Here is a 26,715-nt window from a genome sequence, read left to right as displayed (position 1 = left end):
TACGATGGCTGAAACCAACGTTCGCAACTTCAATATCAATTTCGGCCCGCAGCATCCGGCCGCGCACGGCGTGTTGCGCCTCGTGCTGGAGCTGGATGGCGAGGTGGTCGATCGCGTCGATCCGCATATCGGTTTGCTGCATCGCGGCACCGAGAAGCTGATCGAAGCCAAGACCTACCTGCAGGCAGTGCCTTACTTCGATCGGCTCGACTATTGCGCGCCGATGAACCAGGAGCACGCGTTCGCTTTGGCGGTGGAGCGTCTGCTCGGGGTCGATGTGCCGATTCGCGGACAGCTGATCCGCGTGCTTTATTCCGAGATCAGCCGCATCATGTCGCACATCCTGAATGTGACGACGCAGGCCATGGATGTCGGTGCGCTGACGCCGCCGCTTTGGGGCTTCGTGGAGCGTGAAAAGCTCGCGGTGTTCTATGAGCGCGCCTCGGGCTCACGCATGCACGCGGCATACTTCCGCCCGGGTGGCGTCCATCAGGACTTGCCGGAGAAGCTTCTCGAAGACATCGCGCGCTGGATCGATCCGTTCCTGAAGACCCTCGACGACCTCGACAATCTTCTGACCGGCAACCGCATCTTCAAGCAGCGCAATGTCGATATCGGCATCGTGGAGCTGGAAGACGCCTGGGCGCGTGGCTTCTCGGGCGTGATGGTGCGCGGTTCGGGCTCGCCTTGGGACCTGCGCAAGAGCCAGCCCTATGAGTGCTATGCCGACATGGAATTCGACGTTCCGGTGGGCAAGAACGGCGACTGTTTCGACCGTTACCTCATCCGCATGGAAGAGATGCGCCAATCGGCCCACATCATGCGCCAGTGCCTCGAGCGGCTGCTGGGCAAGGAAAAAGTCGGACCCGTCTCGAACCTCGACGGCAAGGTCGTTCCGCCCAAGCGTGGTGCGATGAAGCGTTCGATGGAAGCGCTGATCCATCACTTCAAGCTCTATACCGAAGGCTACCGCGTGCCGGCCGGTGAGGTTTATGCTGCGGTGGAAGCGCCCAAGGGCGAGTTCGGCGTGTATCTCGTGTCGGACGGCACCAACAAGCCGTATCGCTGCAAGATCCGTTCGCCCGGCTTCGCGCACCTTCAAGCCATGGACTTCATGTGCCGCGGTCACCTCCTGGCCGACGTGAGTGCTGTGCTCGGCTCGCTCGACATCGTGTTCGGCGAGGTCGATCGCTGATGCAGTCATCCGCCCGCGATATCGTGATCGACGCCGGCACGGGTTCCGTGTCGGGCGCGAACACGCGCGAGCGGACGGCGATCGGCCTGTTGCGCTCGGCCATGGCCGTGCTGCAGCCGATGAACGATCTGGGTTTTTCCTATGTCGCGCGCGGCGTCCGCAAGGCGCTGCCGAGCAGCAAGCGGATGATCTATGTGCTGGGCAATGACAGCCGCATGCGCACGGATTTCTGCGACGCTTACTGGTCTGTACTCACCAAGCCGAACTACCCCTACGAGACCGCGATCCGTCGGCTGATCGTCCTGTCGCGTGACGTGCCGTATGGCTTCATCGATGGCGGCGCGAACCACGGGTTCTGGTCGATTATCGTGTCCGGGCCTGAAGGCGGTCGCAAACCTGTGGTGGCCGTTGAGGCTGCATCGGATACGTTCGAGCATCTGGAAGACAATCGCCGGCTGAATGGTGGGCGCTTCACGGCGCTCAATCGGGCGGTCGGTGCCAAGAGTGGCGAGCATGTCCGCATTTTCGGCGTCAAGCATGAGGCGCGCTCGACCGTGCAGCCATCGGCTGGCGCGAAACCGATTTTGGATTGCGAGACGATCACGCTCGACGATGTCGCAGCGATGCCGGAATTCGCCTGGCTGACCAAGTTCATCGTCAAGCTCGATGTCGAAGGCGTCGAAGTTGCCGCATTCTCCGGCGCCGAACGCCTCTTGGCGGGCGACACTGTCTTCGTTTACGAGGAGCACGGTTCGGACTCGAACCACGGAAACACACGCCACGTGCTCGACACGCTCAAGCTCCGGGTTTTCTGGCTGGGCGAGGGCGGGGCGCGGGAAATCACGGATGTCGCGCAAGTGACGCCCATCAAGAAGTCGCGGCGCTTCGGGTATGACCTGATCGCCACGCGTAGCCAATTCTGGATCGACCGGTTCGAGCGTTTGCTCGGCAACCAACCGACGACCGCCTGAAACGGCATCCGGGAAAGCAAGAGAATGAGTGTCCGCAGACTAGCCGCCGCCGAAGTCCAGCCGACCGGGTTCGCGTTCAGCAATGACAACGCGGCCTGGGCGCAGGATTTTATCACCCACTATCCCGACGGCCGTCAGCAGTCGGCCGTCATCCCGCTTCTGATGCGTGCGCAGGAGCAGGAAGGCTGGGTGACGAAGGCGGCGATCGAGACCATCGCGGATATGCTGGGCATGCCCTATATCCGCGCCCTCGAAGTCGCGACCTTCTACACGCAGTTCCAACTCAAGCCCGTTGGCACAAAGGCCCATGTGCAGGTCTGCGGCACCACCCCCTGCATGCTGCGCGGCGCGGGCGATCTGATCGAAGTCTGCAAGAGCAAGATCCACCACGACCAGTTCCATCTCAACGACGATGGCACGCTGTCCTGGGAAGAGGTCGAGTGCCTGGGCGCATGCGTGAATGCGCCGATGGTCATGATCTTCAAGGACACCTATGAGGACCTGACCCCGGAACGTCTGGCTGAAATCATCGACGTGTTCGAAGCGGGGCAGGGCGCGCAGGTGCCGGTGGGGCCGCAAAATGGTCGTTGGGGCTCGATCGCCAAGGACAAGCAGACCGCGCTGCTCGATGAGCAGGCGGTGGTCGACGCGAACAACGACCGCAAGGCCAAGGCAGCCGCTGCCGCAGTTGCGCCGACCGAAGCCGATACGCCGCCGTCGCAGGCCGCGAAGCCGGACACGTCTGCCATCGAAACGAACGCTGCCGTGAAATCGCCTTCCCCTGAGAAGGTCGCGCCCGGACAGGAAACCGGATCGAAGGACGTCGCGCCGGCCTACGACAAGAAGGCCGCCGATAAGGCCGACCCGCGGGTTGAAGGCGGCGACAAGGATCGCGAGCGCCCGACGGCGCAGCCGGGCGATGCCGACGTGAAGTCGCCGGAACTGCACAAGGGTGCTACGGTTTCCGCGAACGAAAAGAAGCCGCTGGACGAGAACAAGCGCCCTGAATCGGCGCCGTCGCCCGAGGGCAAGACCGTGGGCAACACCGGTCCAGAGGCCGGCGCACCCGAGACCGAGGGAGAAGAGTGATGCTCGCCGATCGCGACCGTATCTTCACCAATATCTATGGCCAGTTCGATAAATCGCTGAAAGGCGTGATGCGTCGTGGCGGATGGGACGGCACGGGCGATATCCTCGCCAAGGGCCGTGATTGGATCATCAACGAGATGAAGGCTTCGGGCCTTCGCGGTCGAGGCGGTGCAGGCTTCCCGACCGGTCTCAAATGGTCGTTCATGCCGAAGGTTTCGGACGGGCGTCCGTCTTATCTTGTGGTGAACGCGGACGAGTCCGAGCCCGGCACCTGCAAGGATCGAGAGATTCTGCGCAACGATCCGCACACGTTGGTCGAAGGATGCCTGATCGCCGGCTTCGCGATGGGGGCGATTGCAGCCTACATTTACGTGCGCGGCGAGTTCATCCGCGAGCGCGAGGCTCTGCAGCGTGCGGTGGACGAGGCCTATGAGGCCGGGCTGATCGGCAAGAACAACAAGAACGGCTACGACTTCGAGATCTACGTTCACCACGGCGCGGGTGCTTACATCTGCGGCGAGGAGACGGCGCTGCTCGAAAGCCTCGAAGGCAAGAAGGGCCAGCCGCGCCTGAAGCCCCCGTTCCCGGCCAATGTCGGCCTCTACGGTTGCCCGACAACGGTCAACAACGTGGAATCGATCGCCGTTGCGCCGACCATCCTGCGTCGTGGCGCATCTTGGTTCGCCGGCATCGGCCGTCCGAACAATGTCGGCACCAAGCTGTTCGCCGTGTCGGGGCACGTCAATAATCCCTGCACCGTGGAAGAAGCGCTCGGCATCACATTCCGTGAGCTGATCGACGAGCATTGCGGCGGCATTCGCGGTGGCTGGGATAACCTGCTCGCCGTGATCCCCGGCGGCTCGTCGGTGCCGCTGGTGCCGGCCGAGCAGATCATCGACACTCCGATGGATTTCGATGCGCTGCGGGACCTGAAGTCGGGCCTCGGCACGGCGGCCGTGATCGTCATGGACAAGTCCACGGACGTCGTGAAGGCGATCGCGCGCCTGTCCTACTTCTACAAACATGAATCCTGCGGCCAGTGCACGCCGTGCCGCGAGGGCACCGGCTGGATGTGGCGCGTGATGGAACGCTTGGTGCGCGGCGAAGCACAGAAGCGCGAAATCGACATGCTGCTCGACGTGACCAAGCAGGTCGAGGGCCACACGATCTGCGCGCTGGGCGACGCCGCCGCATGGCCGATCCAGGGCCTGATGCGCCACTTCCGCCCTGAGGTGGAACGGCGTATCGACGAATTCTCCCGCAACGCGCATCGGGCCGAACCGGTGCTGATCGCAGCGGAATGAGCAAGTTGGTCGTCGGGTTCACGCCTGCGACCGATCTGAAAGCGGCCGAGGCCGCCGGGAAGATGATGAATGGCTAAGATCAAGGTCGACGGTCGCGAACTCGAAGTGCCGGACCACTATACGCTGCTACAGGCGGCAGAAGACGCAGGCGCCGAAGTGCCTCGTTTCTGCTTCCATGAGCGTCTGTCGATTGCCGGCAACTGCCGCATGTGCCTTGTTGAGGTGAAAGGCGGACCGCCCAAGCCGCAGGCGTCCTGCGCCATGGGTGTGAAGGACTTGCGTCCCGGCCCGAACGGCGAGGCGCCGGAAATCTTCACCAACACGCCGATGGTCAAAAAGGCGCGCGAAGGGGTGATGGAGTTCCTGCTCATCAATCACCCGCTCGATTGCCCGATCTGCGACCAGGGCGGCGAGTGTGATCTCCAAGACCAGGCCATGGCCTTCGGTGTGGACGCCTCGCGCTATGGCGAGAACAAGCGCGCCGTCGAGGACAAATATATCGGCCCGCTCGTGAAGACGATCATGAACCGCTGCATCCACTGCACGCGTTGTGTTCGCTTCACGACTGAAGTGGCAGGCATTTCCGAGTTGGGCCTGATCGGTCGCGGTGAGGATGCCGAGATCACCACCTATCTCGAAAACGCGATGACGTCCGAGCTTCAAGGCAATGTCATCGACCTCTGCCCGGTCGGCGCACTGACCTCGCGGCCATACGCGTTCCAGGCGCGTCCGTGGGAATTGCGCAAGACCGAGTCGGTCGATGTCATGGACGCCGTGGGCTCCGCTATCCGCGTGGATAGCCGTGGCCGCGAGGTCATGCGCATTCTGCCGCGCGTGAACGAGCAGGTGAACGAGGAGTGGATCTCCGACAAGACGCGCTTCGTTTGGGACGGCCTGAAGACGCAGCGCCTCGACCGGCCTTACGTGCGTGTCGATGGTCGTTTGCGTCCTGCATCCTGGGGTGAGGCCTTCGAGGCGATCCGCCGTGCTGTCTCCGCGACGAGCGCTGAGAAGATCGGTGCGGTTGCGGGCGATCTCGCGACCGTCGAGGAAATGTATGCGCTGAAAAGCCTGCTCGCCTCGCTCGGTTCGCAGAACGTGGATTGCCGTCAGGACGGTGCCGCGCTCGACCCGAGCCACGGCCGCTCGTCCTACGTCTTCAATCCGACCATCGAAGGCATCGAGCAGGCGGATGCGCTGCTTATCGTCGGTGCCAATCCGCGCTGGGAAGCTTCCGTGCTCAACGCGCGCATTCGTAAGCGCTGGCGTACGGGTGCGTTGCAGGTTGGCGTGATCGGTAACGCCGGCGACCTCCGTTATGAATATACGAGCCTCGGTGCAGGCACGGATTCGCTCAACGAGCTCGTTGCCGGGCGCGGCAGCTTCGTGGATGTGCTGAAGAACGCCAAGCGCCCGATGGTCATCGTCGGTCAGGCGGCCTTGCGCGGCGAAAGCGGTGCAGCGGTTCTCTCCGCTGCTGCCAAGCTCGCGAATGATGTCGGCGCACTGGGCGATGAGTGGAACGGCTTTGCCGTACTGCAGAACGCCGCCTCGCGCGTGGGCGGTCTCGATGTCGGATTTGTGCCCGGCGAGAGCGGTCTGAATGCCGACGGCATCGTCGCGAACTCGGACGTGCTCTTCCTGCTCGGCGCAGACGAGATCGACCTGACGCCTGCGAAGGGCTTCGTGGTGTATGTCGGGACCCACGGCGATCGTGGTGCGCACCGCGCGGATGTCATCCTGCCGGGCTCTGCGTACACGGAGAAGGCTGGCATCTATGTGAACACCGAAGGCCGGGTGCAGCAGACCAATCGCGCCGGCTTCGCGCCGGGCGACGCCAAGGACGAATGGGCGATCATTCGCGCGCTGTCGGATGTGCTCGGAAAGCGTTTGCCTTTCGATTCGCTCCAGCAGCTTCGCGCCAAGCTGTTTGCCGAGTTCCCGCATTTCGCCCGCTTTGGCGAGATCGAGCCCGGCACGCATGCGTCTTTGTCTTGGCTCGGCACCAAAGGTGGCGATCTCGGCAAGACAGTGTTCCGTCCCGCCTTCGAAGATTTCTACCTGACCAATCCGATCGCGCGCGCATCGGCCGTGATGGCCGAATGCTCCGCGCTCGCACGCGGCGGCTTCCAGCAGCAGGCCGCGGAGTAATTTCATGGAAGCCTTTCTTACCACCTACGTCGTGCCGGCCGTTCTGGTTCTTCTCCAGTCCGTGCTGCTGCTCGTCGTCCTGCTCGTTCTGATCGCCTACCTCCTTTACGCCGATCGCAAGGTCTGGGCGGCAGTGCAGCTGCGCCGAGGCCCGAATGTCGTCGGCCCATGGGGTCTGCTGCAGTCCTTCGCCGATCTTCTGAAGTTCGTGGTCAAAGAGCCTGTCATTCCGGCGGGTGCCAACAAAGGAATTTTTCTCTTGGCACCGCTGGTCGCAGCCGTTCTGGCGCTCTCTGCTTGGGCAGTTATACCGGTGAGCGACGGTTGGGCAGTTGCCAATATCAATGTCGGCATCCTTTACGTCTTCGCCATCGCCTCGCTCGAGGTCTATGGCGTGATCATGGCCGGCTGGGCGTCGAACTCGAAATACCCATTCCTCGGCGCGCTGCGCTCGGCGGCGCAGATGGTGTCCTATGAGGTCTCGATCGGCTTCGTGATCATCACCGTGCTGCTCTGCGTCGGATCGCTGAACCTCACTGACATCGTACTCGCGCAGGAGAACGGTATTGGCACGCGCTTGGGCCTGCCGAACACGCTCCTCGACTGGCACTGGCTGCCGCTCTTTCCTATGTTCGTGGTGTTCTTCATCTCCGCGCTGGCAGAGACGAACCGCCCGCCCTTCGACTTGGTCGAGGCCGAGTCGGAACTCGTCGCCGGTCACATGATCGAGTATTCCTCGACGCCGTTCCTGCTCTTCTTCCTCGGCGAATACGTCGCCATCGTTTTGATGTGCGCACTGACCACCATTCTGTTCCTTGGTGGATGGCTGCCGCCCTTCAACTTCGCGCCGTTCACTTGGGTGCCGGGTGTGATCTGGTTCGTGCTGAAGGTCTGCCTCGTCTTCTTCATGATCGCGATGGTGAAGGCGTTCGTGCCGCGCTACCGCTATGACCAGCTTATGCGCCTGGGCTGGAAAGTGTTCCTGCCGCTCTCGCTGGTGATGGTGGTCGTGACGGCCTTCTTCCTGAAGCTGACCGGCATGGTCGGCTGATGAACGCGGCGATGGTCGGCGCCGGCGCGGGGCTGATCCTCGCGCTCGCCGAGTTCGCGTTCTTTCAAATGCTCGCCAAGCGCGTCGATTTGCCCGAAACGCGCAAGGCATTACGTGTTACGGCGATCCTACAGATCGTCTTGTTCCCAGTGGTGGGCTGGTTCGTCGGCCCACTCTTGTTCGGAGATTGACCGACCATGTCGGCATTAGCTCAGGCAGCAAAGGGACTGCTCCTCAAGGAGTTTGTCGGCGCATTCTTTCTTTCGATGCGCCAGTTCTTTGCACCCAAAGAAACCATCAACTATCCGCACGAGAAGGGGCCTTTGAGCCCTCGCTTTCGTGGCGAGCACGCGTTGCGCCGTTATCCCAACGGCGAGGAACGCTGCATCGCCTGCAAGCTGTGCGAGGCCATCTGCCCGGCACAGGCCATCACCATTGAGGCAGGCCCGCGCCGCAACGATGGCACGCGCCGCACCGTGCGCTATGACATCGACATGGTGAAGTGCATCTATTGCGGCTTCTGTCAGGAAGCCTGCCCGGTGGATGCCATCGTGGAAGGTCCGAACTTCGAGTTCTCGACGGAAACGCGCGAGGAGCTCTATTACGACAAGGAAAAGCTGCTCGCGAACGGCGACCGGTGGGAGCGCGAAATCGCGCGCAACATCGCGATGGATTCGCCCTACCGGTAAGGGGTAGGTGAAGCGGCAGGTGATGGACGGGGCGGCATGCCTCGTCTAATGGAACACGCGGATTCGCAATGGCTCGACGCAGGCAGCACCCATGCTGCCGACGAAGGGCGGCGAAGCGCATTCGGGGACAGTGATGCTTAACGGGCTCCCAGCGGTCTTTTTCTACCTCTTCGCCTTCGTGGCGATTGCGTCGGCCTTTATGGTGATTGCCGCGCGCAATCCCGTGCACTCGGTTCTGTTCCTGATCCTCACCTTCTTCAACGCGGCGGGTCTGTTCCTTCTGACCGGCGCCGAGTTCCTGGCGATGATCCTGCTGGTCGTTTATGTCGGCGCAGTGGCGGTTTTGTTCCTTTTCGTCGTCATGATGCTCGACGTGGACTTCGCAGAACTTAAGAGCGGCGCGCTGCAATATGCCCCTATCGGTGCACTGGTCGGCATCATCCTGGTGGGTGAATTGATCGTAGTGCTGGGCGGCTACGCCTTCTCGCCGCGACTCGCTGCCACGACAGGCCAGCCGACGCCGCCGCTTGCCGAGCGCGCCAACACGGCGGCGCTGGGTGATGTGCTCTACACGCATTACCTTTTCGCCTTCCAGCTCGCGGGCATGGTGCTTCTCGTCGCCATGATCGGGGCCATCGTGCTGACGCTGCGCCACAAGGCCAATGTGCGCCGCCAGGACATCAACCAGCAGGTCGCGCGCGTGCCGGAAACGGCCATCGAAATTCGCAAGGTTCGTACCGGGGAGGGCGTCTGATGGTCGTCGGCATCGCGCATTACCTGACGGTTTCCGCCGTCCTCTTCACGCTGGGCGTGTTCGGCATCTTCCTGAACCGCAAGAACGTCATCGTCATCCTGATGTCGGTCGAACTGATCCTGCTCGCGGTCAACCTGAATTTTGTGGCCTTCTCGGCCGTGCTCAACGATCTCGCCGGACAGGTCTTCGCTTTGTTCGTGCTCACCGTCGCCGCCGCCGAGGCTGCGATCGGTCTCGCTATTCTCGTCGTCTTCTTCCGTAACCGTGGCTCGATCGCGGTGGAAGACGTGAACATGATGAAGGGCTGACGCGCCGATGTATCAGGCAATCGTCTTCCTGCCGCTGCTCGGCTTCCTGATCGTCGGGCTTTTCGGCAATCGCCTCGGTGCGCGGCCATCCGAGCTGATCACGTCCGGCTTCATGGTCGTGGCAGCGGTCCTTTCATGGGTCGCCTTCTTCACCGTGGCGCTCGGCGAGCACGAGACCGTCACGGTCCACGTCCTGCGTTTCCTCGACCTCGGCGCGCTTCAGGCCGACTGGACGCTTCGCATCGACACGCTGACCGCCGTGATGCTGATCGTCGTGAACACGGTCTCGACCTTGGTGCACATCTACTCGATCGGCTACATGCACCACGACCCGCATCGGCCACGCTTCTTCGCCTATCTCTCGCTCTTCACCTTCGCCATGCTGATGCTGGTGACATCGGACAACTTGGTCCAGATGTTCTTCGGATGGGAAGGCGTGGGCCTCGCATCGTACCTGCTGATCGGCTTCTGGTATCATAAGCCGTCCGCCAACGCCGCTGCGATGAAAGCCTTCATCGTCAACCGCGTGGGTGATTTCGGTTTCCTGCTCGGCATCTTCGGCGTGTTCGTGCTGTTCGGTACGGTGGACTTCAACACGATCTTCGCCAATGCGCCGACCTACATCCCGGCTGAAGGTGCGGGCGAGGCTGGTGGCGCCGTGCTCAACTTTCTCGGCTACCAGCTCGACAAGCAGTCGGCGCTGACCGTCACTTGCCTGCTGCTTTTCATGGGAGCGATGGGTAAGTCGGCGCAGGTGCCGCTTCACACTTGGCTGCCGGACGCCATGGAAGGTCCGACGCCGGTGTCGGCGCTGATCCATGCCGCGACCATGGTCACCGCCGGCGTGTTCATGCTGGCGCGCCTGTCGCCGCTCTTCGAGCACAGCCATACGGCGTTGACCTTCGTCACCTTCATCGGCGCGCTGACAGCGATCTTCGCGGCGACGGTCGGCCTCGTGCAGAACGATATCAAGCGTGTGATCGCCTATTCGACCTGCTCGCAGCTTGGCTACATGTTCGTGGCGCTGGGCTTGGGCTTCTACAGCGCGGCCATATTCCACCTCTTCACCCACGCCTTCTTCAAGGCGCTCCTTTTCCTGGGCTCAGGCTCGGTGATCCACGCCGTCTCCGACGAGCAGGACATGCGCAAGATGGGCGGACTCCGGAAGCTGATCCCGACCACCTACTGGATGATGGTGATCGGCACGATCGCGCTGACCGGCGTCGGCATTCCTGCGACGATCATCGGCACCGCCGGTTTCTTCTCGAAGGACGCCATCATCGAAGGCGCGTTCGTCGGCCATAATGCCTTCGCGGCCCTCGCCTTCACGCTGCTGGTGATCGCCGCCGTATTCACCTCGTTCTACTCGTGGCGTTTGATCTTCATGACCTTCCACGGCAAGCCGCGGGCGAGCCATGAGGTGATGCACCATGTGCACGAGTCGCCTCCGGTGATGCTGGTGCCGCTTTACATTCTGGCGGTCGGCGCGCTCTTTGCGGGCGTCGTGTTCCATGACTTCTTCATCGGCGAGGTCTACAACGAGTTCTGGAAGGGTGCGCTCTACACGCTGCCCGAGAACGAGATCCTCGAGCACTTCCACCATGTGCCGTTGCTGGTGAAGCTCGCGCCTTTCCTGGCGATGCTGATCGGGTTCTTCACGGCCTACCATTTCTACATCCGTTCGCCGGAAACGCCGCGTCGCCTCGCGGAGTCGCAGCCGGGGCTCTACCAGTTCCTGCTCAACAAGTGGTACTTCGACGAGCTCTACGACTTCCTGTTCGTGCGTCCCGCCAAGCGCATTGGCCACTTCCTCTGGAAGACGGGCGATGGCCGGATCATCGACGGGCTCGGACCCGACGGTCTCTCGGCCCGCGTGCAGGACATCACGCGCTCGGTCGTTCGCCTGCAGACCGGCTACCTCTACCACTACGCCTTCGTGATGCTCATCGGCGTCGCGGCTCTCGTGACCTGGATGATGGTCGGGAATAACTTCTAATGACCGGTTGGCCGATCCTTTCCCTGCTGACCTACCTGCCTCTGGTCGGCGCGCTGCTCATCCTCTTTGTTCGCGACGAAGGGGAGGCCGGGCGACGCAACATCCGCGCCATCGCGCTCATCACGACCGTGTTCGTCTTCCTGCTGTCGATCCCGCTCTGGGCGGGCTTCGACAACAGCAATCCGGGCTTCCAGTTCGTCGAAAAGCTAGACTGGCTCGACGCCGGCATTTCCTACCACATGGGCGTGGATGGCATCTCGATGCTGTTCGTGGTGCTGACCGCGTTCCTGATGCCGCTCTGTATCCTCGCCTCCTGGCAGTCCGTCGAGAAGCGTGTGAAGGAATACATGATCGCCTTCCTCGTGCTCGAAACGCTGATGATCGGCGTGTTCTGCGCACTGGATGTGGTGCTCTTCTACGTGTTCTTCGAAGCCGGTCTCATCCCGATGTTCATCATCATCGGCGTTTGGGGCGGCAAGCGCCGCGTCTATGCCAGCTTCAAGTTCTTCCTCTACACGCTGCTCGGCTCGGTGCTGATGCTGCTCGCCATCATGGCGATGTACTGGCAGGCTGGCACGACCGACATCCCGACGCTGCTGGCGCATGACTTCCCGAGCAACATGCAGACATGGCTCTGGTTGGCCTTCTTCGCATCCTTCGCGGTGAAGATGCCGATGTGGCCGGTGCATACATGGTTGCCCGACGCGCACGTTGAGGCGCCGACGGCCGGGTCGGTGATCCTAGCCGGTATTCTCCTGAAGATGGGCGGATATGGCTTCCTGCGCTTCTCGCTGCCGATGTTCCCGGAAGCCTCCGCCTACTTCGCGCCTTTCGTGTTCACGCTCTCGGTGGTCGCCATCATCTACACCTCGTTGGTGGCGCTGATGCAGGAGGATATCAAGAAGCTGATCGCTTATTCGTCCGTGGCTCACATGGGCTTCGTGACCATGGGCATCTTCGCGCTGAACGCCGAGGGCATTCAGGGTGCAATCTTCCTGATGCTCAGCCACGGCCTCGTGTCCGGCGCGCTGTTCCTGTGCGTCGGCGTCATCTATGACCGCATGCACACCCGCGAGATCGCGGCCTATGGCGGCCTCGTGAACAACATGCCGAAATATGCCGTGGCGTTCCTGATCTTCACCATGGCCAATGTCGGCCTGCCGGGCACCAGCGGTTTCGTCGGCGAGTTCCTGAGCCTGATGGGAGCATTCAAGGCGAACACCTGGGTTGCGCTGTTCGCCTGCACCGGCGTGATCCTGTCGGCCGGCTACGCGCTCTGGCTCTACCGCAAGGTGATCTTCGGTGCGCTGACCAAGGAAAACCTGAAGAGCCTGCTGGATCTGAGCCCACGTGAGAAGGTCGTGCTCTACCCGCTGGTCGCACTCGTGATCCTGTTCGGCGTCTATCCGGCTCCGGTCTTCGACGTGACCACGGCGTCCGTGAATGCGCTTATCGACAATGTGACTGCCTCGATCGGCGCGGCGCAAACCGCGTCCGCCAACTGAGGCTTGGGTTCCGCTATGCTTCCTGACCTCCGCTCCAGCATCGCACTCGCATCGCCAGAGCTTTTCCTCGCCATTGCCGCGATGGTCCTGCTGATGATCGGCGTGTCCGTAGGCCGCAAGGCGACACTGCTCGTTACCAGCCTCGCCATCGTCGCGTTGGCGGTGGCCGCGGTCTGGGTCGCCGGTTTCTCGCATGATGGCGCGGCCTTCGGCGGTATGTTCGTGATGGACAGCTTCGCCCGCTTTGCGAAGGTGCTGGCGCTGGCTGGCTCCGCCGCGACGCTTCTGATGGGCTACAACTTCATTCGCGCCGCCCGCTTCGACACCATCGAGTTCCCCGTGCTGATCGTGCTCTGCACGCTCGGTATGATGGTGATGATCTCTGCGGGCGACATGCTCGCGCTCTATATGGGCCTCGAATTGCAGTCGCTGGCAATCTACGTGCTGGCCGCCAGCAACCGCGATAGCCTCCGTTCGACGGAAGCCGGCCTGAAGTATTTCGTGCTCGGCGCGCTGTCTTCGGGCATGCTGCTCTACGGCATCAGCCTCGTCTACGGCTACACGGGCAACACTTCCTTCGCAGCTATCGCCCAGGCGCTCGCTGCCGACCAGCGCCAGCTCGGCCTCGTCTTCGGTCTGGTCTTCGTACTCGCCGGTCTTGCCTTCAAGATTTCCGCCGTGCCGTTCCATATGTGGACGCCGGACGTCTATGAAGGGGCTCCGACACCCGTTACGGCCTTCATGGCTGCCGCCCCCAAGATGGCTGCGATCGCACTCACCGTCCGTGTCACCATGGATGCCTTCGAGCCCATCGCTGCCGACTGGCGCCAGATCGTGATCTTCATCTCGATCGCATCCATGGCACTCGGCTCATTTGCAGCCATCGGGCAGCGCAACATCAAGCGCCTGATGGCTTATTCCTCGATCGGCCATATGGGCTTCGTGCTGGTCGGGCTTGCCGCCAACAGCCAGGAAGGCGTGCGGGGCGTCGCGCTCTACATGCTGATCTATCTGGTGATGACGCTGGGGACCTTCGCCTTCATCATGTCGATGCGCCGCACGACGGGCCATGTCGAAAACACCGATGAGCTGTCGGGCCTCGCCTCGACCAATCCCGTCATGGCGACCGTGATGACGCTGCTGATGTTCTCGCTGGCCGGCATACCGCCGCTCGCTGGCTTCTGGGCAAAGTGGTACGTGTTCCTGGCGGCGATCAACGCGCAGCTCTATACGCTCGCCGTGATCGGCGTGCTGACCTCGGTCGTGGGTGCGTATTACTATCTTCGGGTCATCAAGATCATGTGGTTCGACGAGCCGGTCGGCGGCTTCCTGCCGATGTCGGGCGAGCTTCGCGCTGTGCTCGGCTTCTCGGGCGCTTTCATCCTGCTCTACATCGTCTTCGGTGGCCCGATCGGCCGCGTGGCGAGTGCCGCGGCCGCGAGCTTCTTCTGAGGCAATGACCTTCAGGCTGTCTCCCGGAGCGCAAAGGAACGGCTACAGGCTCGAAGGACACGTCCGCGTCGGTTCGACCAACGCGATGGCGCTCGAACGGGCAAAGGCTGGCGATCCGGGCAGGCTCTGGATTGCAGCGGTGAAGCAGGAAACAGGACGCGGCCGTCGTGGCCGTATCTGGGAAACGCCGGAAGGCAATCTCGCCGCAACGCTTATGCTGGTTCTGCGAGGCATCCAACAGCCGGCGGCACTCGGCTTCGTGGCCGGTCTCTCGCTGTCTGATGCGCTGAATCGCGTCGCACCCAACCTTTATCTCTCCGTCGGCGTGGACGGTGGCGCGACCGCGCAAGGCGGCCGCTTCACGCTGAAATGGCCGAACGATGTTTTGGCCGATGGCGCGAAGCTCGCCGGCATCCTCCTTGAATCGGCATTCCTGCCCGATGGCGCGATGGCTATCGCGGTAGGCATTGGCGTCAATGTCCTGGCCCATCCGGATGACTTGCCATACCCCGCCACTTCCCTTCATTGGCTCGGCTTCCCCGTCGATGCGGAGGGCCTGTTCGAAGTGCTTTCGGCGGCGTGGGCTGAAAACAGTGCGATTTGGGACGAAGGGCGTGGGCTCGACGCAATCCGGCGCAAATGGTTGACGCGGGCGGCGGGCTTGGGCTCGGAAGTCGCCGTGAAGATCGACCATGACGTGGTGCGCGGTACCTTCGAAACAATCGATAGTGAATGCCGCTTCGTTTTGCGCGAAGCGAATGGAAGAACACGTTTGATCTCCGCAGGCGACGTCCATTTTGGTGCGGTCGCCAGCGCAGGCGCCGCATGACGGCAAAGGGAAATCGGCATGGCTGAACAGGATCAAGCCGAACTCGTTTTCGTGCCGTTGGGCGGCGTCGGCGAGATCGGCATGAACATCGCGCTCTATGGCTATGGGCCCGCAAATGATCGCGAATGGCTCGTGGTGGACTGCGGCGTGACCTTCGCGGATGCGACGCTTCCGGGCATCGATCTCGTTTTCGCGGATATTTCCTTCATCGAAAAGAATCGCGACCGCATCACGGGCATGATCATTACGCATGCGCACGAGGATCACTACGGCGCGCTGGTCGATCTCTGGCCCCGCATCGGCGTTTCTGTTTGGATGACGCCATTTACCGCTGGCCTGCTCGAAGCCAAGCGGATGAACGAACCCGGCGCCCCGCGCAGCATCCCCATCTCGATTTTCCGCGGTGGCGAAAGCTTCCAGATCGGGCCATTTGCGATTGAAGCGATCCCGGTCGCACATTCGATCCCGGAGCCGATGGCCCTCGCCATTACCACGCCTCTGGGTACGGTGATTCATACCGGTGATTGGCGCATCGATCAGGCGCCGGAACTCGGTCCCAAGACCGATGAGACGCGCTTCCGTGCTCTCGGCGAGAAAGGTGTTGCGGCACTCATCTGCGATTCGACCAATGCCATGCGCGAGGGCCAGTCGCCGAGCGAGCAGCAGGTGGGCGAGGGCATCCGCGAGGTCATCAGCAAGGCAAAGGGCCGCGTGGCGATTTCGACGTTTTCGTCCAATGTCGGCCGTGTGCGCTCCATCGCCAAGGCTGCGGCGGATAGCGGCCGTCAGCTTCTGGTCATGGGCCGCTCGCTCAAGCGCGTGATCGAGGTCGCGACCGAGCTCGGCTACATGGAAGGCTTGCCAGCGCCCGTGTCGGAAGAGGATTACGGCTATATCCCGCGCGAGAATCTCGTCCTTCTCTGCACCGGCAGCCAAGGCGAGCCGCGTGCCGCTCTAGCCAAGCTTGCGCGTGATGAGTTCAAGTCCGTTGCACTCACGGCCGGCGACACCGTGGTGTTCTCATCCCGCGTCATTCCCGGCAACGAGAAGGCGATTCTCGAGATCAAGAACGGCCTGATCGACCGCGGCATCCGCGTGATCGAGGACGGCGACGCGCTGGTGCACGTTTCGGGTCATCCCCGCCGCGACGAACTGCGCCAGATGTATGATTGGGTGAAGCCGAAGACGGCTGTGCCCGTACATGGTGAGGCGGCCCATCTCGTCGCCCACGCACAGCTCGCGCGCTCATGCGGCGTGCCGGATGTCGCCAGCATCCGAGACGGTGATGTCCTGCGCCTTTTGCCCGGCCCGTCAGCCAAGCTCGGTACAGTGCCGGTCGGACGCGTGTTCAAGGATGGCCTTGTTGTCGGCGGTGAGAAGGAAACCGGCGTCGCCGAGCGCCGCAAGCTTTCCTTCGCCGGCCATGTGGCGATCAATGTTGTTCTGGACGACCGTTACGAACTGGCTGGCGATCCGGATATCGTGCCGGTGGGCGTGCCTGAGACGAATCGTTCCGGTGAGTCGATTGAGGATCTGATGCTGGACGCAGCGGTCGGCGCGTTCGACAGCATTCCGAAGCCGCGGCGCAAGGATCTCGATCTGGTGTCCGACGCCGTGCGCCGAGCGGTGCGCGCGGCTGCGAACGAGGCGTGGGGCAAGAAGCCCATGGTCACGGTTTTCGTGACGCGCTGAACAGAGAGGGCGGAGAAGGACCGCGATGAACTGCATTTCGTTCTCAGCGCTGACTTTTATCGTCTGGTGGCTCACGCTTTTCGCCGTGCTGCCCTTCAGCCTGCGCACGCAAGATGACGAAAACGAAGTCATCCTCGGCACCACATCCAGCGCGCCGAACGGCAGTCACATGCGCCGCGCCATGCTGCGCACGACAATAGTCACCGTGATCCTGATGGGGTCGGCCTACTTGCTGGTCAATCGACTGGGCTTGGGTATCGACAGCATTCCGAGTTTCGTGCCGGACTTCGATCACCACTGAATAATGCCAACCACTATCAGTGGTTGAGGCAAACAACAGGCCAAAAAAAAGCAAGGCCCGAAGGCCTTGCAATCAAACGCGTCCGATCTGTTTCCAGTTTAGTGGCGGCAGCGAGTAACCGCGCCTAGATCGCATCCTCCCAAGACTTTGACCGCGTAAAAGAGCGAATTTGCCTTCGCACTTTGTTTATGGCGGCGACCTTACTCAAGGTCCGTATGCTTGTCACGAGGAATTTTGCACGGAAACAAGCAGAAGAAGAGGATTTTGCCTAAGCCTTTCGCAGGGCTTGCCCAAGGCGCGGGCATCGGGATTGGAGGTTGAATGCGCGCTTTGATTTGGCCGGCGAACTGGTTAAGAAGCCGTTGCGCTTTATCCCTCGCGCGGCCTCTCTAGCTACTCGGACTCCCATGCGCCTTTCGCGATATTTCCTTCCCATTCTCAAGGAGACACCGCGCGAGGCGGAGATCGTGTCGCATCGCCTGATGCTGCGTGCCGGCATGATCCGCCAGCAGGGTGCCGGTAGCTTCTCCTGGTTGCCGCTCGGCAAGCGCGTGCTTGACAAAGTGTGCAAGATCGTTCGCGAGGAGCAGGACCGCGCCGGTGCACTCGAAATTCTCATGCCGACGATCCAGTCTGCCGATCTCTGGCGCGAAAGCGGACGATACGAGGCCTATGGCAAGGAGATGCTGCGCATCAAGGATCGGCACGAGCGCGACATGCTCTATGGTCCGACCAACGAGGAAATGGTCACGGAAATCTTCCGCTCTTACGTGAAGTCCTACCGCGACCTGCCGCTGAACCTCTATCATATCCAGTGGAAGTTCCGCGACGAGGTGCGCCCGCGTTTCGGCGTCATGCGCTCGCGTGAGTTCCTGATGAAGGATGCCTATTCCTTCGACCTCGACTACGACGGCGCGAAGGCGGCCTACTACCGCATGTTCGTCTCTTACCTGCGCACCTTCACGCGCATGGGCCTGACGGCCATTCCAATGCGGGCCGATACGGGCCCCATCGGCGGCGACCTGAGCCACGAGTTCATCATCTTGGCCGAGACAGGCGAGAGCCAGGTCTATTGCGATCGCGCCTATCTCGAAATGCCGGTGCCGGGCGCCGACACCGACTTTTCGAACGATGCCGAAATTGCGGGCGTCGTGGAACAGTGGACGACGCCTTATGCGGCGACCGACGAGATGCACGACGAGGAAGCTTGGGCAAAGGTTGGCGAAGGTGACCAGCTTGCCGCGCGCGGCATCGAGGTCGGCCATATTTTCCACTTTGGCGAGAAGTATTCCAAGCCCATGGGCGCCAGCGTCACGGGCCCGGATGGCAAGGAGCATTTCGTGTCGATGGGTTCATATGGCATCGGGCCGAGCCGCCTGATCGCGGCGATCATCGAAGCCAGTCACGATGAGAACGGCATCATCTGGCCGGATTCGATCGCACCCTTCGATGCGGTGATCATCAACATGAAGACCGGCGATGCCGAATGCGACCGCGTAAGCGAAGAACTCTACGCCGCCTATCAGGCTGCCGGCCTTGACGTGCTTTATGACGACACCGATCAGCGCGCGGGCGGCAAGTTCGCTACCGCCGATCTGATTGGCGTGCCGCAGCAGATCATTGTCGGTCCGCGCGGCGTGGCGAATGCGGAAGTCGAGGTGAAGCAGCGCAAGAGCGGCGAGCGCGCGGTGAAGCCGATTGCCGAGCTCCTCGCATCTCTGGAAAAGGCTGCATGAGCGCCACCGCCGCCGCTGTCGAAAAACCTGCGAAGCGCGCGCCAGCGCCGAAGGGCGCAGGTCCATTCTCTGCGTTCGAGCGCATGGTGGCGTGGCGCTATCTGCGTACCAAGCGCAAGGAAACGGTGGTCTCCGTCATCGCCATCATCTCCTTCATCGGCATCATGCTCGGCGTCGCCACGCTGATCACGGTGATGGCGGTGATGAACGGCTTCCGCGCGGAACTGCTCACACGCATTCTCGGCATCAACGGACATCTGATCGTCCAGCCGCTCGACAGCCCGCTCGAGGACTACGAGGCGATTGCCGGCCGCATCAATGGCGTGACCGGCGTGAAATATGCGATCCCCTTGGTGGACGGACAGGTCCTGGCATCCGGCAATGCCGGCCCCGGCACCGGCGCGCTGGTGCGTGGCATCCGGGGCGGGGACCTCGGCAAGGTCACGCTCGTCGCCAACAACATCAAGCAGGGCAACATCGTCGGCTTCGACACCAGCGAAGGTGTCGCTATCGGCACGCGCATGGCGCAGAATCTCGGGCTTCAGCTCGGCGATATGCTGACGCTGGTTTCGCCCGATGGCGATGTGACACCACTCGGCACTACGCCTCGCGTCAAAGCCTATCCGGTGACGGCGATCTTCGAAGTCGGCATGTCCGAATATGATGCCTCCGTCATATATATGCCGCTGGCGGAAGCGCAGCTCTATTTCAACATGGAGGGCAGGGCGCAGACCATCGAGGTCTTTGTCGACAACCCGGACGCGGTGGATATGCTCTTCAAGCCTATCGAGGACGCGGCCCAACGGCCGATCATGCTGACCGACTGGCGCCAGCGCAATCAAACCTTCTTCTCGGCCCTTCAGGTCGAGCGGAACGTGATGTTCATGATCTTAACGATGATCGTGCTGGTTGCCGCGCTCAACATCATTTCCGGGCTGATCATGCTGGTGAAGGACAAAGGCCGCGACATCGCCGTATTGCGGACGATCGGCGCCTCGCGCGGTGCGGTGATGCGTATCTTCATGATGACAGGTGCGGCCATCGGCGTCACCGGCACACTGGCAGGCGTGGCGCTAGGTGTCGCCATCTGCCTCAATGTCGAACGCATCCGCGAGTTCTTCTCGTGGCTGACGAGCACGACGCTGTTCAACCCCGAGCTCTATTTCCTCAGCCAGTTGCCGGCGCGCATGGACGTGCGTGAGACGGTTTCAGTCGTGCTGATGGCCTTGGGTCTTTCGTTCCTCGCGACTCTCTTTCCGGCATGGCGCGCGGCCAAGCTCGATCCGGTCGAAGCACTGAGGTACGAGTGATGAGCAAGCCTCCCGCGCCGGCGCGGCCCGTGCTGGTGCTCAACAAGGTTGAGCGGCACTATGTCCAAGGCGAGCGCAAGCTGACGATCCTGAACGGGGCCGATTTCACCATTAACCGCGGCGAGATGGTCGCGCTGGTGGCGCCCTCCGGTGCGGGTAAATCGACGCTTCTGCATACGGCAGGGCTTCTGGAGAAGCCCGATGCGGGCGAGGTGACGCTGAACGGCCGCGTTTGTGGCAACCTTCCGGACGACGAGCGCACTTCGATCCGCCGCAACGAGATCGGCTTTGTCTACCAGTTCCACCACCTTTTGCCCGAGTTCTCCGCGCTCGAAAACATCATGCTGCCGCAACTGGTGCAGGGGCTTGCGAAGAAGGAAGCGGCGAACCGAGCCAGGCAGCTGCTCGACTACATGCATATCGGCAAGCGCGCAGGCCATCGTCCCGCCGAGCTGTCCGGCGGCGAGCAGCAGCGGGTGGCAATCGCGCGTGCCGTTGCCAACGCCCCCCGCTTGTTGCTCGCCGATGAGCCGACCGGCAATCTCGATCCGCAGACGGCCGGCTACGTATTCGATGCGCTCGCAGCCTTGGTGAAACAGTCTGGCCTGGCCGCGCTGATCGCCACACACAATCACGAACTGGCTGCACGCATGGACCGCAAGGTCACGCTTGACCAGGGCCATATCGTTCCAGCCTGATTTTCTTCAGCTTTTCGTAAAGATTGAGCATTCGCAACGTGCTTGCGAATCGCTCATCTTTTTCGCTTGCAAAGAGAACAAAGATAGAACAATAATAAAACACAACAGAAACGGAGCAGGGCGATGAGTGATCTGGTTCAGGACGTGCTTTCCATGGCCTGCATGGGGACCTTTCTGGTAGCTGCCGCCATGTGGATCGGTGCCCTCTAACGAAACTTTTCGAGGCCGGATTTTCCGGCCTTTTTTATGCGCTTCTGGCTGCGGCAGTCGGACCGAATATGTCTTCGAAGGCGGCACGGAGCGCGAAGTCGAGATCGGTCATCGTGATGGGTTGGCCGAGGTCGACGAGGCTCGTGACACCATGCTGAGAAACTCCGCACGGCACGATCCCGCCGAAATGGCTGAGATCGGGTTCGAGGTTGATCGCGATGCCGTGGAAGCTCACCCATCGGCGCAGTCGGATGCCGATGGCGGCGATCTTGTCTTCGGCGGGCGACCCGTCGGGCTGAGAAGGTCGGTCAGGTCGAACGACCCAGACACCAACACGATCCTCGCGGCGCTCGCCTTTCACATTGAATCGCGCAAGCGTCTGGATGATCCACTCTTCCAAGGCAGAGACGAAAGCCCGCACATCCTGTCGGCGGCGCTTCAAGTCGAGCATCACATAGGCCACGCGCTGGCCCGGCCCGTGATAGGTATATTCGCCACCGCGCCCCGTCTGATGCACAGGGAAACGGTCCGGCGTCAGAAGGTCTGCTGCATCGGCGCTGGTGCCGGCTGTGTAGAGCGGAGGATGCTCGACCAGCCAGACGGTTTCGGGCGCCCTGCCTGTATGAATATCGGCCGCCAGCCGCTCCATTTCCACCACCGCGTCCTCATAGGGTGTCAACCCTGATCCGAGGCGCCAGGAAACAGGCGCAGCGGGCTGAACCGGCAGAAATTTGTGCGGAAGAGCTTCGCGTGGCAGGGGCGTGGATGTCATGCTGCGAGATATGGCCTTTCCGGTGTCCCGACGCCAGCCTCGCATAGCCGCCTTGAAGCCGCTGCGTCACCGTACAAAGACTGAGAAAAGTTCACCGGATGCCTTGTGTCTGGCTAAACCCTTTGCTAGATGCCGCGTGCCGGTTCCGACCGGGTTTTCGTGGCGAGCGGTCGTGGCGGAATTGGTAGACGCGCAGCGTTGAGGTCGCTGTGGGGCAACCCGTGGAAGTTCGAGTCTTCTCGACCGCACCATCGCCCGAAGTTCCCCGCTTCGGATCATCGGCAGCTCTCTTCAAATTCAGCGTGTGACGCTGTTCCTTTCTCGCTTCTGAGCGATGCTGGAACGAGTATCCCGCACCATGGTCTAGCGGGGAAACGCCCATGGAGAGCCTTCACGACGCTCGCGAAGCGGCTGCCGCGTCCCGCCCCCATGCAGATATCTATGACGAAGACGGCGCGATCCGCGCCGGCTACGTTTCGCATATCGGCGCGGCGATTGCCGACCGCGACACGGTAACGCTTCGCGGCGAGGTTCCCGAGCTCCACCAGTCCGAGATCGGTGATCTCCTCGAAGCCTTGATGCCCGAGCAGCGCCAGCAGCTCGTGGAGCTCCTCGGCAGCGATTTCGACTTCACCGCGCTCACCGAAGTGGATGACGCGGTTCGCCATGAGATCGTGGAGAACCTGCCCAACGAGACCATCGCGCAGGCTGTCCAGGAACTCGATTCGGACGATGCGGTCTACATTCTGGAGGATCTGGACGAGGCGGATCAGGAAGAAATCCTGGCCCAGCTTCCCTTTACCGAACGCATCCGTCTGCGCCGCTCGCTCGATTACCCGGAGGAGAGTGCCGGGCGCCGCATGCAGACCGAATTCGTCGCCGTGCCACCCTTCTGGACGGTTGGCCAGACGATCGACTACATGCGCGACGATCGCAATCTGCCCGAGCGTTTCAGCCAGATTTTCGTGATCGACCCGAGCTTCAAGCTCAAGGGCGCAGTGGACCTCGATAAGATCTTGCGCTCCCAGCGCTCGATCAAAGTGGAGGACGTGATGCACGAAACGCGTCACGCCATCCCCGCCACGATGGATCAGGAAGAGGCTGCGCAGGAGTTCGAGCAGTACGATCTGCTGTCCGCCGCCGTGGTGGACGAGAACGACCGTCTTGTCGGTGTGCTGACCATCGACGATGTCGTGGACGTAATCCAGCAGGAGGCCGAGGAAGACCTTTTGCACATGGGCGGCGTTGGCGACGAGGAACTATCAGACACGGTTCTCACGACCAGCCGCGGTCGCGTGCCGTGGCTTGGGGTGAACCTGCTCACAGCGTTCCTGTCCGCCAGCGTGATCGGATTGTTCGACGCGACAATCGAGCAGATGGTGGCTCTCGCGATCCTTATGCCCATCGTCGCTTCCATGGGCGGCAACGCTGCGACCCAGACCATGACGGTCACCGTGCGGGCGCTCGCGACGCGCGATCTCGACATCTACAATGCCTGGCGCGTGATCCGGCGCGAACTGCTTGTCGGCGCCATCAATGGAATAACCTTCGCGATTCTCGTCGGTACGACGGCAGCGATCTTTTTCTCGAACCCAAGTCTGGGCGGGGTCATAGCGGCCGCAATGATCATCAACATGTTCGCAGCCGCTGCGGGAGGCATCCTCATTCCGCTTCTGCTCGATCGCTTCGGCGCCGACCCTGCCATCGCGTCCGCCGTCTTCGTGACGACCGTCACCGATGTGGTGGGCTTTTTCTCGTTTCTTGGCCTCGCCACATGGTGGTTCGGGCTCGGCGGGTGAGGGCCACGCAATTGACTTTTACGTAACTCAGGCAGAGTTCATGGCTGAGCGCAGGAGAAGTGGCTTGGCCGTTCGCGAATTCTACTCGATCACCGAACTGACCCGGGAGTTCGACGTCTCGACGCGCACGTTGCGCTTTTATGAAGACGAAGGGCTGATCCATCCCGTGCGGCGCGGACGCACGCGGCTCTACCGCCCTGCCGATCGCCAATTGCTTCGCCAGATCCTGCGCGGCAAGCGCCTCGGCTTCTCGATCGCGGAGATCCGCGAGATCATTCAGATGTATCGCGAACCGCCTGGCGAGGTCGGGCAACTCAAGCTGATGATCCGCCGTATCGATGAAAAGCGCGAGGCGCTGCGCCAGAAGCGTCGTGATCTGGAGGACGCTTTGGGCGAACTCGACCTGGCGGAGGACAACTGCCTCGAACGCTTGGCGGAACTCGGCGTCTCGACCTAGTCGTTTTCGGGGAAGGGCTGGGGAGCCGGCTCGGCGAGGTCGACCCGCGCGGTGCACATGCGGGCGAGGTTTTGCACGCGCGTTTGCACGTCGCTCTCGCCGCCGCGCCTGAAGACATCGTTCATCATTTGCGCCTGCTCGACCTGCTCTTCCATGCACGCGCAGTAGCGAGTGCAGAATTCGGTGTCCCGAATCTCTTCGCAACTGGTCTGGCAGGAGCGGAGGAACCGCACGGATTCGGTCTCCACCTGCGGCGGTAGAACCTGTGCCGCACACCATACGAGGCCGATCAAGACTGGCTGGTGCAGCAGATAGAACAGGAGACTGTGGCGGCCGAGAAAGGCGAGCGGTTTCAACCTGCCCACGCCTCGCCCGGCGAGCCGATTGAAGAGCCCGGCCTCCCAGGCCCAATTTGCCGCCGCGATGCCGAGTAACACGACGCCGAACCACGGGAACAGCGGCACATAATCGTTCGAGCGCGGACGTACTTCTGAAAGGCCCAGCCACCAGAACCACGGCGGATCAAGCAAGGAACTCTGGAAACCGAACGGCAGTGCGATGATCGCGGCGCCAAGCCCCGCCGTAACAAGCGCTGGCAGGCGGAGGAACAGCAGGCCTGCCACGCTGGCGAACGCGATCTGGTGCAGGATGCCGAAGAAGATGAACTCGTCGCGGACGGCGAAGAACGTCGCAACAGTGATCAGCGCGGCCGCACCGGCGACCATGGCGAACCGTTTCCAGAATCCCTTCCAGCGAATGCCATTGCCATGCGCCAGAACGAGGCTGACGCCGACGAGAAACAGAAAGCTCGTGGCGATGCAGCGTGCGAAAATTTTCAGCGGCCCCTGCGCCGTGATGCCCGCTGGCAGGTAGCCGAAGAACTCGAGATCCCAGCTGAAATGATAGACCGCCATCGCAAGCAGCGCGCCACCGCGCGCCGCGTCGATCCATGGCAGGCGAGGCGGCTTGTGTCGCGAAGGCAATGGCTGAGCGGTCATGGGCGAGAGCTTTGGCAAAGCTCCCGCGCCAAGTCCATGGGGTCAGGCTGCCGCAGGCTGGGCGCGGACGACGGGTCGCTCCTGGATGGGAAGATGAACGAGCGCCGCCAACAGTCCCAGTGCTACGCCCAGCCACCAGACGGGATCGTATGAACCCATCAGGTCATACAGCTCCCCGCCGAGCCAAACGCCCAGGAACGATCCGATCTGGTGCGACAGAAACACCATGCCGCCGAGCATGCCGAGGTGACGAGTGCCGAACATGGTCGCGACCAGGCCGTTGGTCGGCGGCACGGTTGAAAGCCATAGCAGACCCATGACAACTGAGAAAACGATCACGCTCGTCGGCGTTTGCGGCAGGAGCAGAAACAGTGTCACCACGACCGAGCGGCCGAAATAGATGAAGGCCAGAACATAGGGCTTGGGCTGGCGCTGGCCGATGAAGCCGGCTGCGAGTGAGCCGATGATGTTGAAGAAACCGATCAGGGCGAGCGCGATCACCGCATAACGCGGCGCGATTCCGAGGTCGCCGATATAGGCCGGAAAGTGCGCGGTGATGAAGGCGACCTGAAAGCCGCACACGAAGAAGCCGGACACGAGCAGCAGGTAGGAGCGGTGCCCGGCGGCCTCGCGCAACGCCTGTGCTGCCGTCTGCTGCATCTCTGCCTGCGCCGATTGTCCGGTAGACGAGTTGCCGGCAAGCGGGATGGCGAGAAGCGGTACGATCAGCAGGAGTATCGAGAAGATGCTCAGCGTATCGGACCAGCCATAGGTGCCGATCATCGCTTGACTGATGGGCGCGAACAGGAACATGCCCGCCGAACCGGCCGCCGTGCCGAGGCCGAAAACAAGACTGCGTCGCTCCGGCGAAACCTTCCGCGCAAAGGCCGCGAGGACGATGCTGAAGGAACCGGCCGCGATCCCGAGGCCGATCAGCACGCCGCCGCCGATATGCAGCATCGCGACATTGTTGGCATGCGCCATCATCAGCAGGCCCACTGCATAGAGCACCCCGCCAAGCGTGAGCACGCGCCATGTTCCGAACTTGTCGGCCATTGCGCCGAAGAGCGGTTGGCCGAGGCCCCAGAAGAGGTTCTGGATCGCCATGGCGAGGCCGAACGTCGCGCGGTCCCAGCCCCTGTCGGTGATCATGGGCAGCTGGAAAAAGCCCATTGCGGAGCGCGGTCCGAAGGTCAGCGCCGCGACGAGGCAGCCGCAGCCGATCACCAGCCAGGGAAGCGACGCGCTGGACTGACGCGGAGGATTTGCGACGGTCATGGGATGAACTCCGGAAGGATCAGGATTTCTAGCGCGACGGGGCGCGCAAGTTAATTCAATTCGCCGGATGAATGCGTCAGAAACTCTGATGCGCCGATCAGGCGAACGCGTCACACTGTAGCCGTATTGCACGGGCGTTTGCGCGCGGCACCTTGCGTGTGCCTGAGGGT

General features: G+C 62.1%; 24 protein-coding genes and 1 tRNA gene. 22 read left to right on the top strand and 3 right to left on the bottom strand.

The features are described 5' to 3' along the window. Window positions 1-4 precede the first annotated feature (4 nt). The 19 genes from NGM99_RS13195 to NGM99_RS13105 all read left to right on the top strand — a co-directional run bounded on the left by NGM99_RS13195 (window position 5) and on the right by NGM99_RS13105 (window position 21,031). On the top strand, window positions 5-1,195 hold the full coding sequence (locus NGM99_RS13195; RefSeq protein WP_252819626.1) for an NADH-quinone oxidoreductase subunit D: 1,191 nt from the start codon (window positions 5-7) through the stop codon (window positions 1,193-1,195). Then, window positions 1,195-2,166, top strand: a complete 972-nt coding sequence (locus NGM99_RS13190; protein WP_252819624.1) for an FkbM family methyltransferase — start codon at window positions 1,195-1,197, stop codon at window positions 2,164-2,166. The genes NGM99_RS13195 and NGM99_RS13190 overlap by 1 nt, the downstream gene beginning before the upstream one ends. Window positions 2,167-2,190: 24 nt before the next feature. Further along, window positions 2,191-3,255 carry an NADH-quinone oxidoreductase subunit NuoE gene (gene nuoE, locus NGM99_RS13185; RefSeq protein ID WP_252819622.1) on the top strand — a complete coding sequence of 355 codons (1,065 nt, stop codon included), beginning with the start codon at window positions 2,191-2,193 and terminating at the stop codon, window positions 3,253-3,255. Continuing rightward, a complete protein-coding gene (gene nuoF, locus NGM99_RS13180) occupies window positions 3,255-4,559 on the top strand; it encodes an NADH-quinone oxidoreductase subunit NuoF (RefSeq protein ID WP_252819620.1) in 1,305 nt (434 codons plus the stop codon). The genes nuoE and nuoF overlap by 1 nt, the downstream gene beginning before the upstream one ends. A gap of 69 nt (window positions 4,560-4,628) precedes the next feature. After that, window positions 4,629-6,710 carry an NADH-quinone oxidoreductase subunit NuoG gene (gene nuoG, locus NGM99_RS13175; protein WP_252819618.1) on the top strand — a complete coding sequence of 694 codons (2,082 nt, stop codon included), beginning with the start codon at window positions 4,629-4,631 and terminating at the stop codon, window positions 6,708-6,710. Window positions 6,711-6,714: 4 nt separating this feature from the next. Continuing rightward, entirely contained in the window at window positions 6,715-7,761 is a 1,047-nt protein-coding gene (gene nuoH / locus NGM99_RS13170) for an NADH-quinone oxidoreductase subunit NuoH (RefSeq protein WP_252819616.1), read from the top strand. After that, window positions 7,761-7,952, top strand: coding sequence for a hypothetical protein (locus NGM99_RS13165; protein WP_252819614.1), 192 nt, complete (start codon window positions 7,761-7,763; stop codon window positions 7,950-7,952). The genes nuoH and NGM99_RS13165 overlap by 1 nt, the downstream gene beginning before the upstream one ends. Window positions 7,953-7,958: 6 nt before the next feature. Continuing rightward, a complete protein-coding gene (gene nuoI, locus NGM99_RS13160) occupies window positions 7,959-8,450 on the top strand; it encodes an NADH-quinone oxidoreductase subunit NuoI (protein WP_252819612.1) in 492 nt (163 codons plus the stop codon). A gap of 133 nt (window positions 8,451-8,583) precedes the next feature. Beyond that, window positions 8,584-9,204, top strand: coding sequence for an NADH-quinone oxidoreductase subunit J (locus NGM99_RS13155; RefSeq protein ID WP_252820054.1), 621 nt, complete (start codon window positions 8,584-8,586; stop codon window positions 9,202-9,204). After that, window positions 9,204-9,512, top strand: a complete 309-nt coding sequence (gene nuoK, locus NGM99_RS13150) for an NADH-quinone oxidoreductase subunit NuoK (protein ID WP_252819610.1) — start codon at window positions 9,204-9,206, stop codon at window positions 9,510-9,512. The genes NGM99_RS13155 and nuoK overlap by 1 nt, the downstream gene beginning before the upstream one ends. A gap of 7 nt (window positions 9,513-9,519) precedes the next feature. Then, on the top strand, window positions 9,520-11,508 hold the full coding sequence (nuoL, locus tag NGM99_RS13145) for an NADH-quinone oxidoreductase subunit L (RefSeq protein WP_252819609.1): 1,989 nt from the start codon (window positions 9,520-9,522) through the stop codon (window positions 11,506-11,508). Further along, window positions 11,508-13,013: an NADH-quinone oxidoreductase subunit M gene (locus NGM99_RS13140; RefSeq protein ID WP_252819607.1), complete on the top strand. Its 1,506-nt coding sequence runs from the start codon at window positions 11,508-11,510 to the stop codon at window positions 13,011-13,013. The genes nuoL and NGM99_RS13140 overlap by 1 nt, the downstream gene beginning before the upstream one ends. Before the next feature lie 15 nt (window positions 13,014-13,028). After that, the gene (gene nuoN / locus NGM99_RS13135) at window positions 13,029-14,465 is read left to right on the top strand and encodes an NADH-quinone oxidoreductase subunit NuoN (protein WP_252819605.1); all 1,437 of its coding nucleotides are present in this window, start codon (window positions 13,029-13,031) and stop codon (window positions 14,463-14,465) included. Between the two features lie 4 nt (window positions 14,466-14,469). Beyond that, the gene (locus NGM99_RS13130) at window positions 14,470-15,294 is read left to right on the top strand and encodes a biotin--[acetyl-CoA-carboxylase] ligase (RefSeq protein WP_252819603.1); all 825 of its coding nucleotides are present in this window, start codon (window positions 14,470-14,472) and stop codon (window positions 15,292-15,294) included. An 18-nt stretch (window positions 15,295-15,312) separates the two neighbouring features. Next, window positions 15,313-16,986: a ribonuclease J gene (locus tag NGM99_RS13125; RefSeq protein ID WP_252819601.1), complete on the top strand. Its 1,674-nt coding sequence runs from the start codon at window positions 15,313-15,315 to the stop codon at window positions 16,984-16,986. Between the two features lie 25 nt (window positions 16,987-17,011). Continuing rightward, window positions 17,012-17,287, top strand: a complete 276-nt coding sequence (locus NGM99_RS13120) for a DUF1467 family protein (protein ID WP_252819599.1) — start codon at window positions 17,012-17,014, stop codon at window positions 17,285-17,287. A 407-nt stretch (window positions 17,288-17,694) separates the two neighbouring features. Next, window positions 17,695-19,023 carry a proline--tRNA ligase gene (proS, locus tag NGM99_RS13115; RefSeq protein ID WP_252819597.1) on the top strand — a complete coding sequence of 443 codons (1,329 nt, stop codon included), beginning with the start codon at window positions 17,695-17,697 and terminating at the stop codon, window positions 19,021-19,023. Then, the gene (locus tag NGM99_RS13110; RefSeq protein ID WP_252819595.1) at window positions 19,020-20,333 is read left to right on the top strand and encodes a lipoprotein-releasing ABC transporter permease subunit; all 1,314 of its coding nucleotides are present in this window, start codon (window positions 19,020-19,022) and stop codon (window positions 20,331-20,333) included. The genes proS and NGM99_RS13110 overlap by 4 nt, the downstream gene beginning before the upstream one ends. Further along, window positions 20,333-21,031, top strand: a complete 699-nt coding sequence (locus tag NGM99_RS13105; RefSeq protein ID WP_252819593.1) for an ABC transporter ATP-binding protein — start codon at window positions 20,333-20,335, stop codon at window positions 21,029-21,031. The genes NGM99_RS13110 and NGM99_RS13105 overlap by 1 nt, the downstream gene beginning before the upstream one ends. 244 nt (window positions 21,032-21,275) lie before the next feature. Here the strand turns inward: NGM99_RS13105 and lipB are convergent, their stop codons facing one another. Further along, complete coding sequence (gene lipB / locus NGM99_RS13100; protein ID WP_252819591.1) at window positions 21,276-22,013, bottom strand: lipoyl(octanoyl) transferase LipB; 738 nt, start codon at window positions 22,011-22,013, stop codon at window positions 21,276-21,278. A gap of 166 nt (window positions 22,014-22,179) precedes the next feature. Between lipB and NGM99_RS13095 the strand changes: the two genes are divergently transcribed. The 3 genes from NGM99_RS13095 to NGM99_RS13085 all read left to right on the top strand — a co-directional run bounded on the left by NGM99_RS13095 (window position 22,180) and on the right by NGM99_RS13085 (window position 24,269). Further along, window positions 22,180-22,264 (top strand) — tRNA-Leu (locus NGM99_RS13095). Between the two features lie 129 nt (window positions 22,265-22,393). After that, the gene (gene mgtE, locus NGM99_RS13090) at window positions 22,394-23,812 is read left to right on the top strand and encodes a magnesium transporter (RefSeq protein ID WP_252819589.1); all 1,419 of its coding nucleotides are present in this window, start codon (window positions 22,394-22,396) and stop codon (window positions 23,810-23,812) included. Between the two features lie 40 nt (window positions 23,813-23,852). Beyond that, window positions 23,853-24,269, top strand: a complete 417-nt coding sequence (locus tag NGM99_RS13085; protein WP_252819587.1) for a MerR family transcriptional regulator — start codon at window positions 23,853-23,855, stop codon at window positions 24,267-24,269. Here the strand turns inward: NGM99_RS13085 and NGM99_RS13080 are convergent. After that, on the bottom strand, window positions 24,266-25,267 hold the full coding sequence (locus tag NGM99_RS13080; protein ID WP_252819585.1) for a heparan-alpha-glucosaminide N-acetyltransferase: 1,002 nt from the start codon (window positions 25,265-25,267) through the stop codon (window positions 24,266-24,268). The two genes, NGM99_RS13085 and NGM99_RS13080, sit on opposite strands and share 4 nt — an antisense overlap. A gap of 42 nt (window positions 25,268-25,309) precedes the next feature. Further along, a complete protein-coding gene (locus NGM99_RS13075) occupies window positions 25,310-26,545 on the bottom strand; it encodes an MFS transporter (protein WP_252819582.1) in 1,236 nt (411 codons plus the stop codon). Window positions 26,546-26,715: the final 170 nt, after the last annotated feature.

It is taken from the genome of Mesorhizobium liriopis (assembly GCF_024053505.1).
Classification (GTDB): Bacteria; Pseudomonadota; Alphaproteobacteria; order Rhizobiales; family Rhizobiaceae; genus Mesorhizobium_B; species Mesorhizobium_B liriopis.
This window is presented reverse-complemented; position numbering and strand designations above follow the sequence as displayed.

Coding starts and splice junctions, on each gene's coding strand:
- NGM99_RS13195 (WP_252819626.1), top strand. CDS start 5: ATGGCTGAAACCAACGTTCGCAACTTCAATATCAATTTCGGCCCGCAG.
- NGM99_RS13190 (WP_252819624.1), top strand. CDS start 1,195: ATGCAGTCATCCGCCCGCGATATCGTGATCGACGCCGGCACGGGTTCC.
- nuoE (WP_252819622.1), top strand. CDS start 2,191: ATGAGTGTCCGCAGACTAGCCGCCGCCGAAGTCCAGCCGACCGGGTTC.
- nuoF (WP_252819620.1), top strand. CDS start 3,255: ATGCTCGCCGATCGCGACCGTATCTTCACCAATATCTATGGCCAGTTC.
- nuoG (WP_252819618.1), top strand. CDS start 4,629: ATGGCTAAGATCAAGGTCGACGGTCGCGAACTCGAAGTGCCGGACCAC.
- nuoH (WP_252819616.1), top strand. CDS start 6,715: ATGGAAGCCTTTCTTACCACCTACGTCGTGCCGGCCGTTCTGGTTCTT.
- NGM99_RS13165 (WP_252819614.1), top strand. CDS start 7,761: ATGAACGCGGCGATGGTCGGCGCCGGCGCGGGGCTGATCCTCGCGCTC.
- nuoI (WP_252819612.1), top strand. CDS start 7,959: ATGTCGGCATTAGCTCAGGCAGCAAAGGGACTGCTCCTCAAGGAGTTT.
- NGM99_RS13155 (WP_252820054.1), top strand. CDS start 8,584: ATGCTTAACGGGCTCCCAGCGGTCTTTTTCTACCTCTTCGCCTTCGTG.
- nuoK (WP_252819610.1), top strand. CDS start 9,204: ATGGTCGTCGGCATCGCGCATTACCTGACGGTTTCCGCCGTCCTCTTC.
- nuoL (WP_252819609.1), top strand. CDS start 9,520: ATGTATCAGGCAATCGTCTTCCTGCCGCTGCTCGGCTTCCTGATCGTC.
- NGM99_RS13140 (WP_252819607.1), top strand. CDS start 11,508: ATGACCGGTTGGCCGATCCTTTCCCTGCTGACCTACCTGCCTCTGGTC.
- nuoN (WP_252819605.1), top strand. CDS start 13,029: ATGCTTCCTGACCTCCGCTCCAGCATCGCACTCGCATCGCCAGAGCTT.
- NGM99_RS13130 (WP_252819603.1), top strand. CDS start 14,470: ATGACCTTCAGGCTGTCTCCCGGAGCGCAAAGGAACGGCTACAGGCTC.
- NGM99_RS13125 (WP_252819601.1), top strand. CDS start 15,313: ATGGCTGAACAGGATCAAGCCGAACTCGTTTTCGTGCCGTTGGGCGGC.
- NGM99_RS13120 (WP_252819599.1), top strand. CDS start 17,012: ATGAACTGCATTTCGTTCTCAGCGCTGACTTTTATCGTCTGGTGGCTC.
- proS (WP_252819597.1), top strand. CDS start 17,695: ATGCGCCTTTCGCGATATTTCCTTCCCATTCTCAAGGAGACACCGCGC.
- NGM99_RS13110 (WP_252819595.1), top strand. CDS start 19,020: ATGAGCGCCACCGCCGCCGCTGTCGAAAAACCTGCGAAGCGCGCGCCA.
- NGM99_RS13105 (WP_252819593.1), top strand. CDS start 20,333: ATGAGCAAGCCTCCCGCGCCGGCGCGGCCCGTGCTGGTGCTCAACAAG.
- lipB (WP_252819591.1), bottom strand. CDS start 22,013: ATGACATCCACGCCCCTGCCACGCGAAGCTCTTCCGCACAAATTTCTG.
- mgtE (WP_252819589.1), top strand. CDS start 22,394: ATGGAGAGCCTTCACGACGCTCGCGAAGCGGCTGCCGCGTCCCGCCCC.
- NGM99_RS13085 (WP_252819587.1), top strand. CDS start 23,853: ATGGCTGAGCGCAGGAGAAGTGGCTTGGCCGTTCGCGAATTCTACTCG.
- NGM99_RS13080 (WP_252819585.1), bottom strand. CDS start 25,267: ATGACCGCTCAGCCATTGCCTTCGCGACACAAGCCGCCTCGCCTGCCA.
- NGM99_RS13075 (WP_252819582.1), bottom strand. CDS start 26,545: ATGACCGTCGCAAATCCTCCGCGTCAGTCCAGCGCGTCGCTTCCCTGG.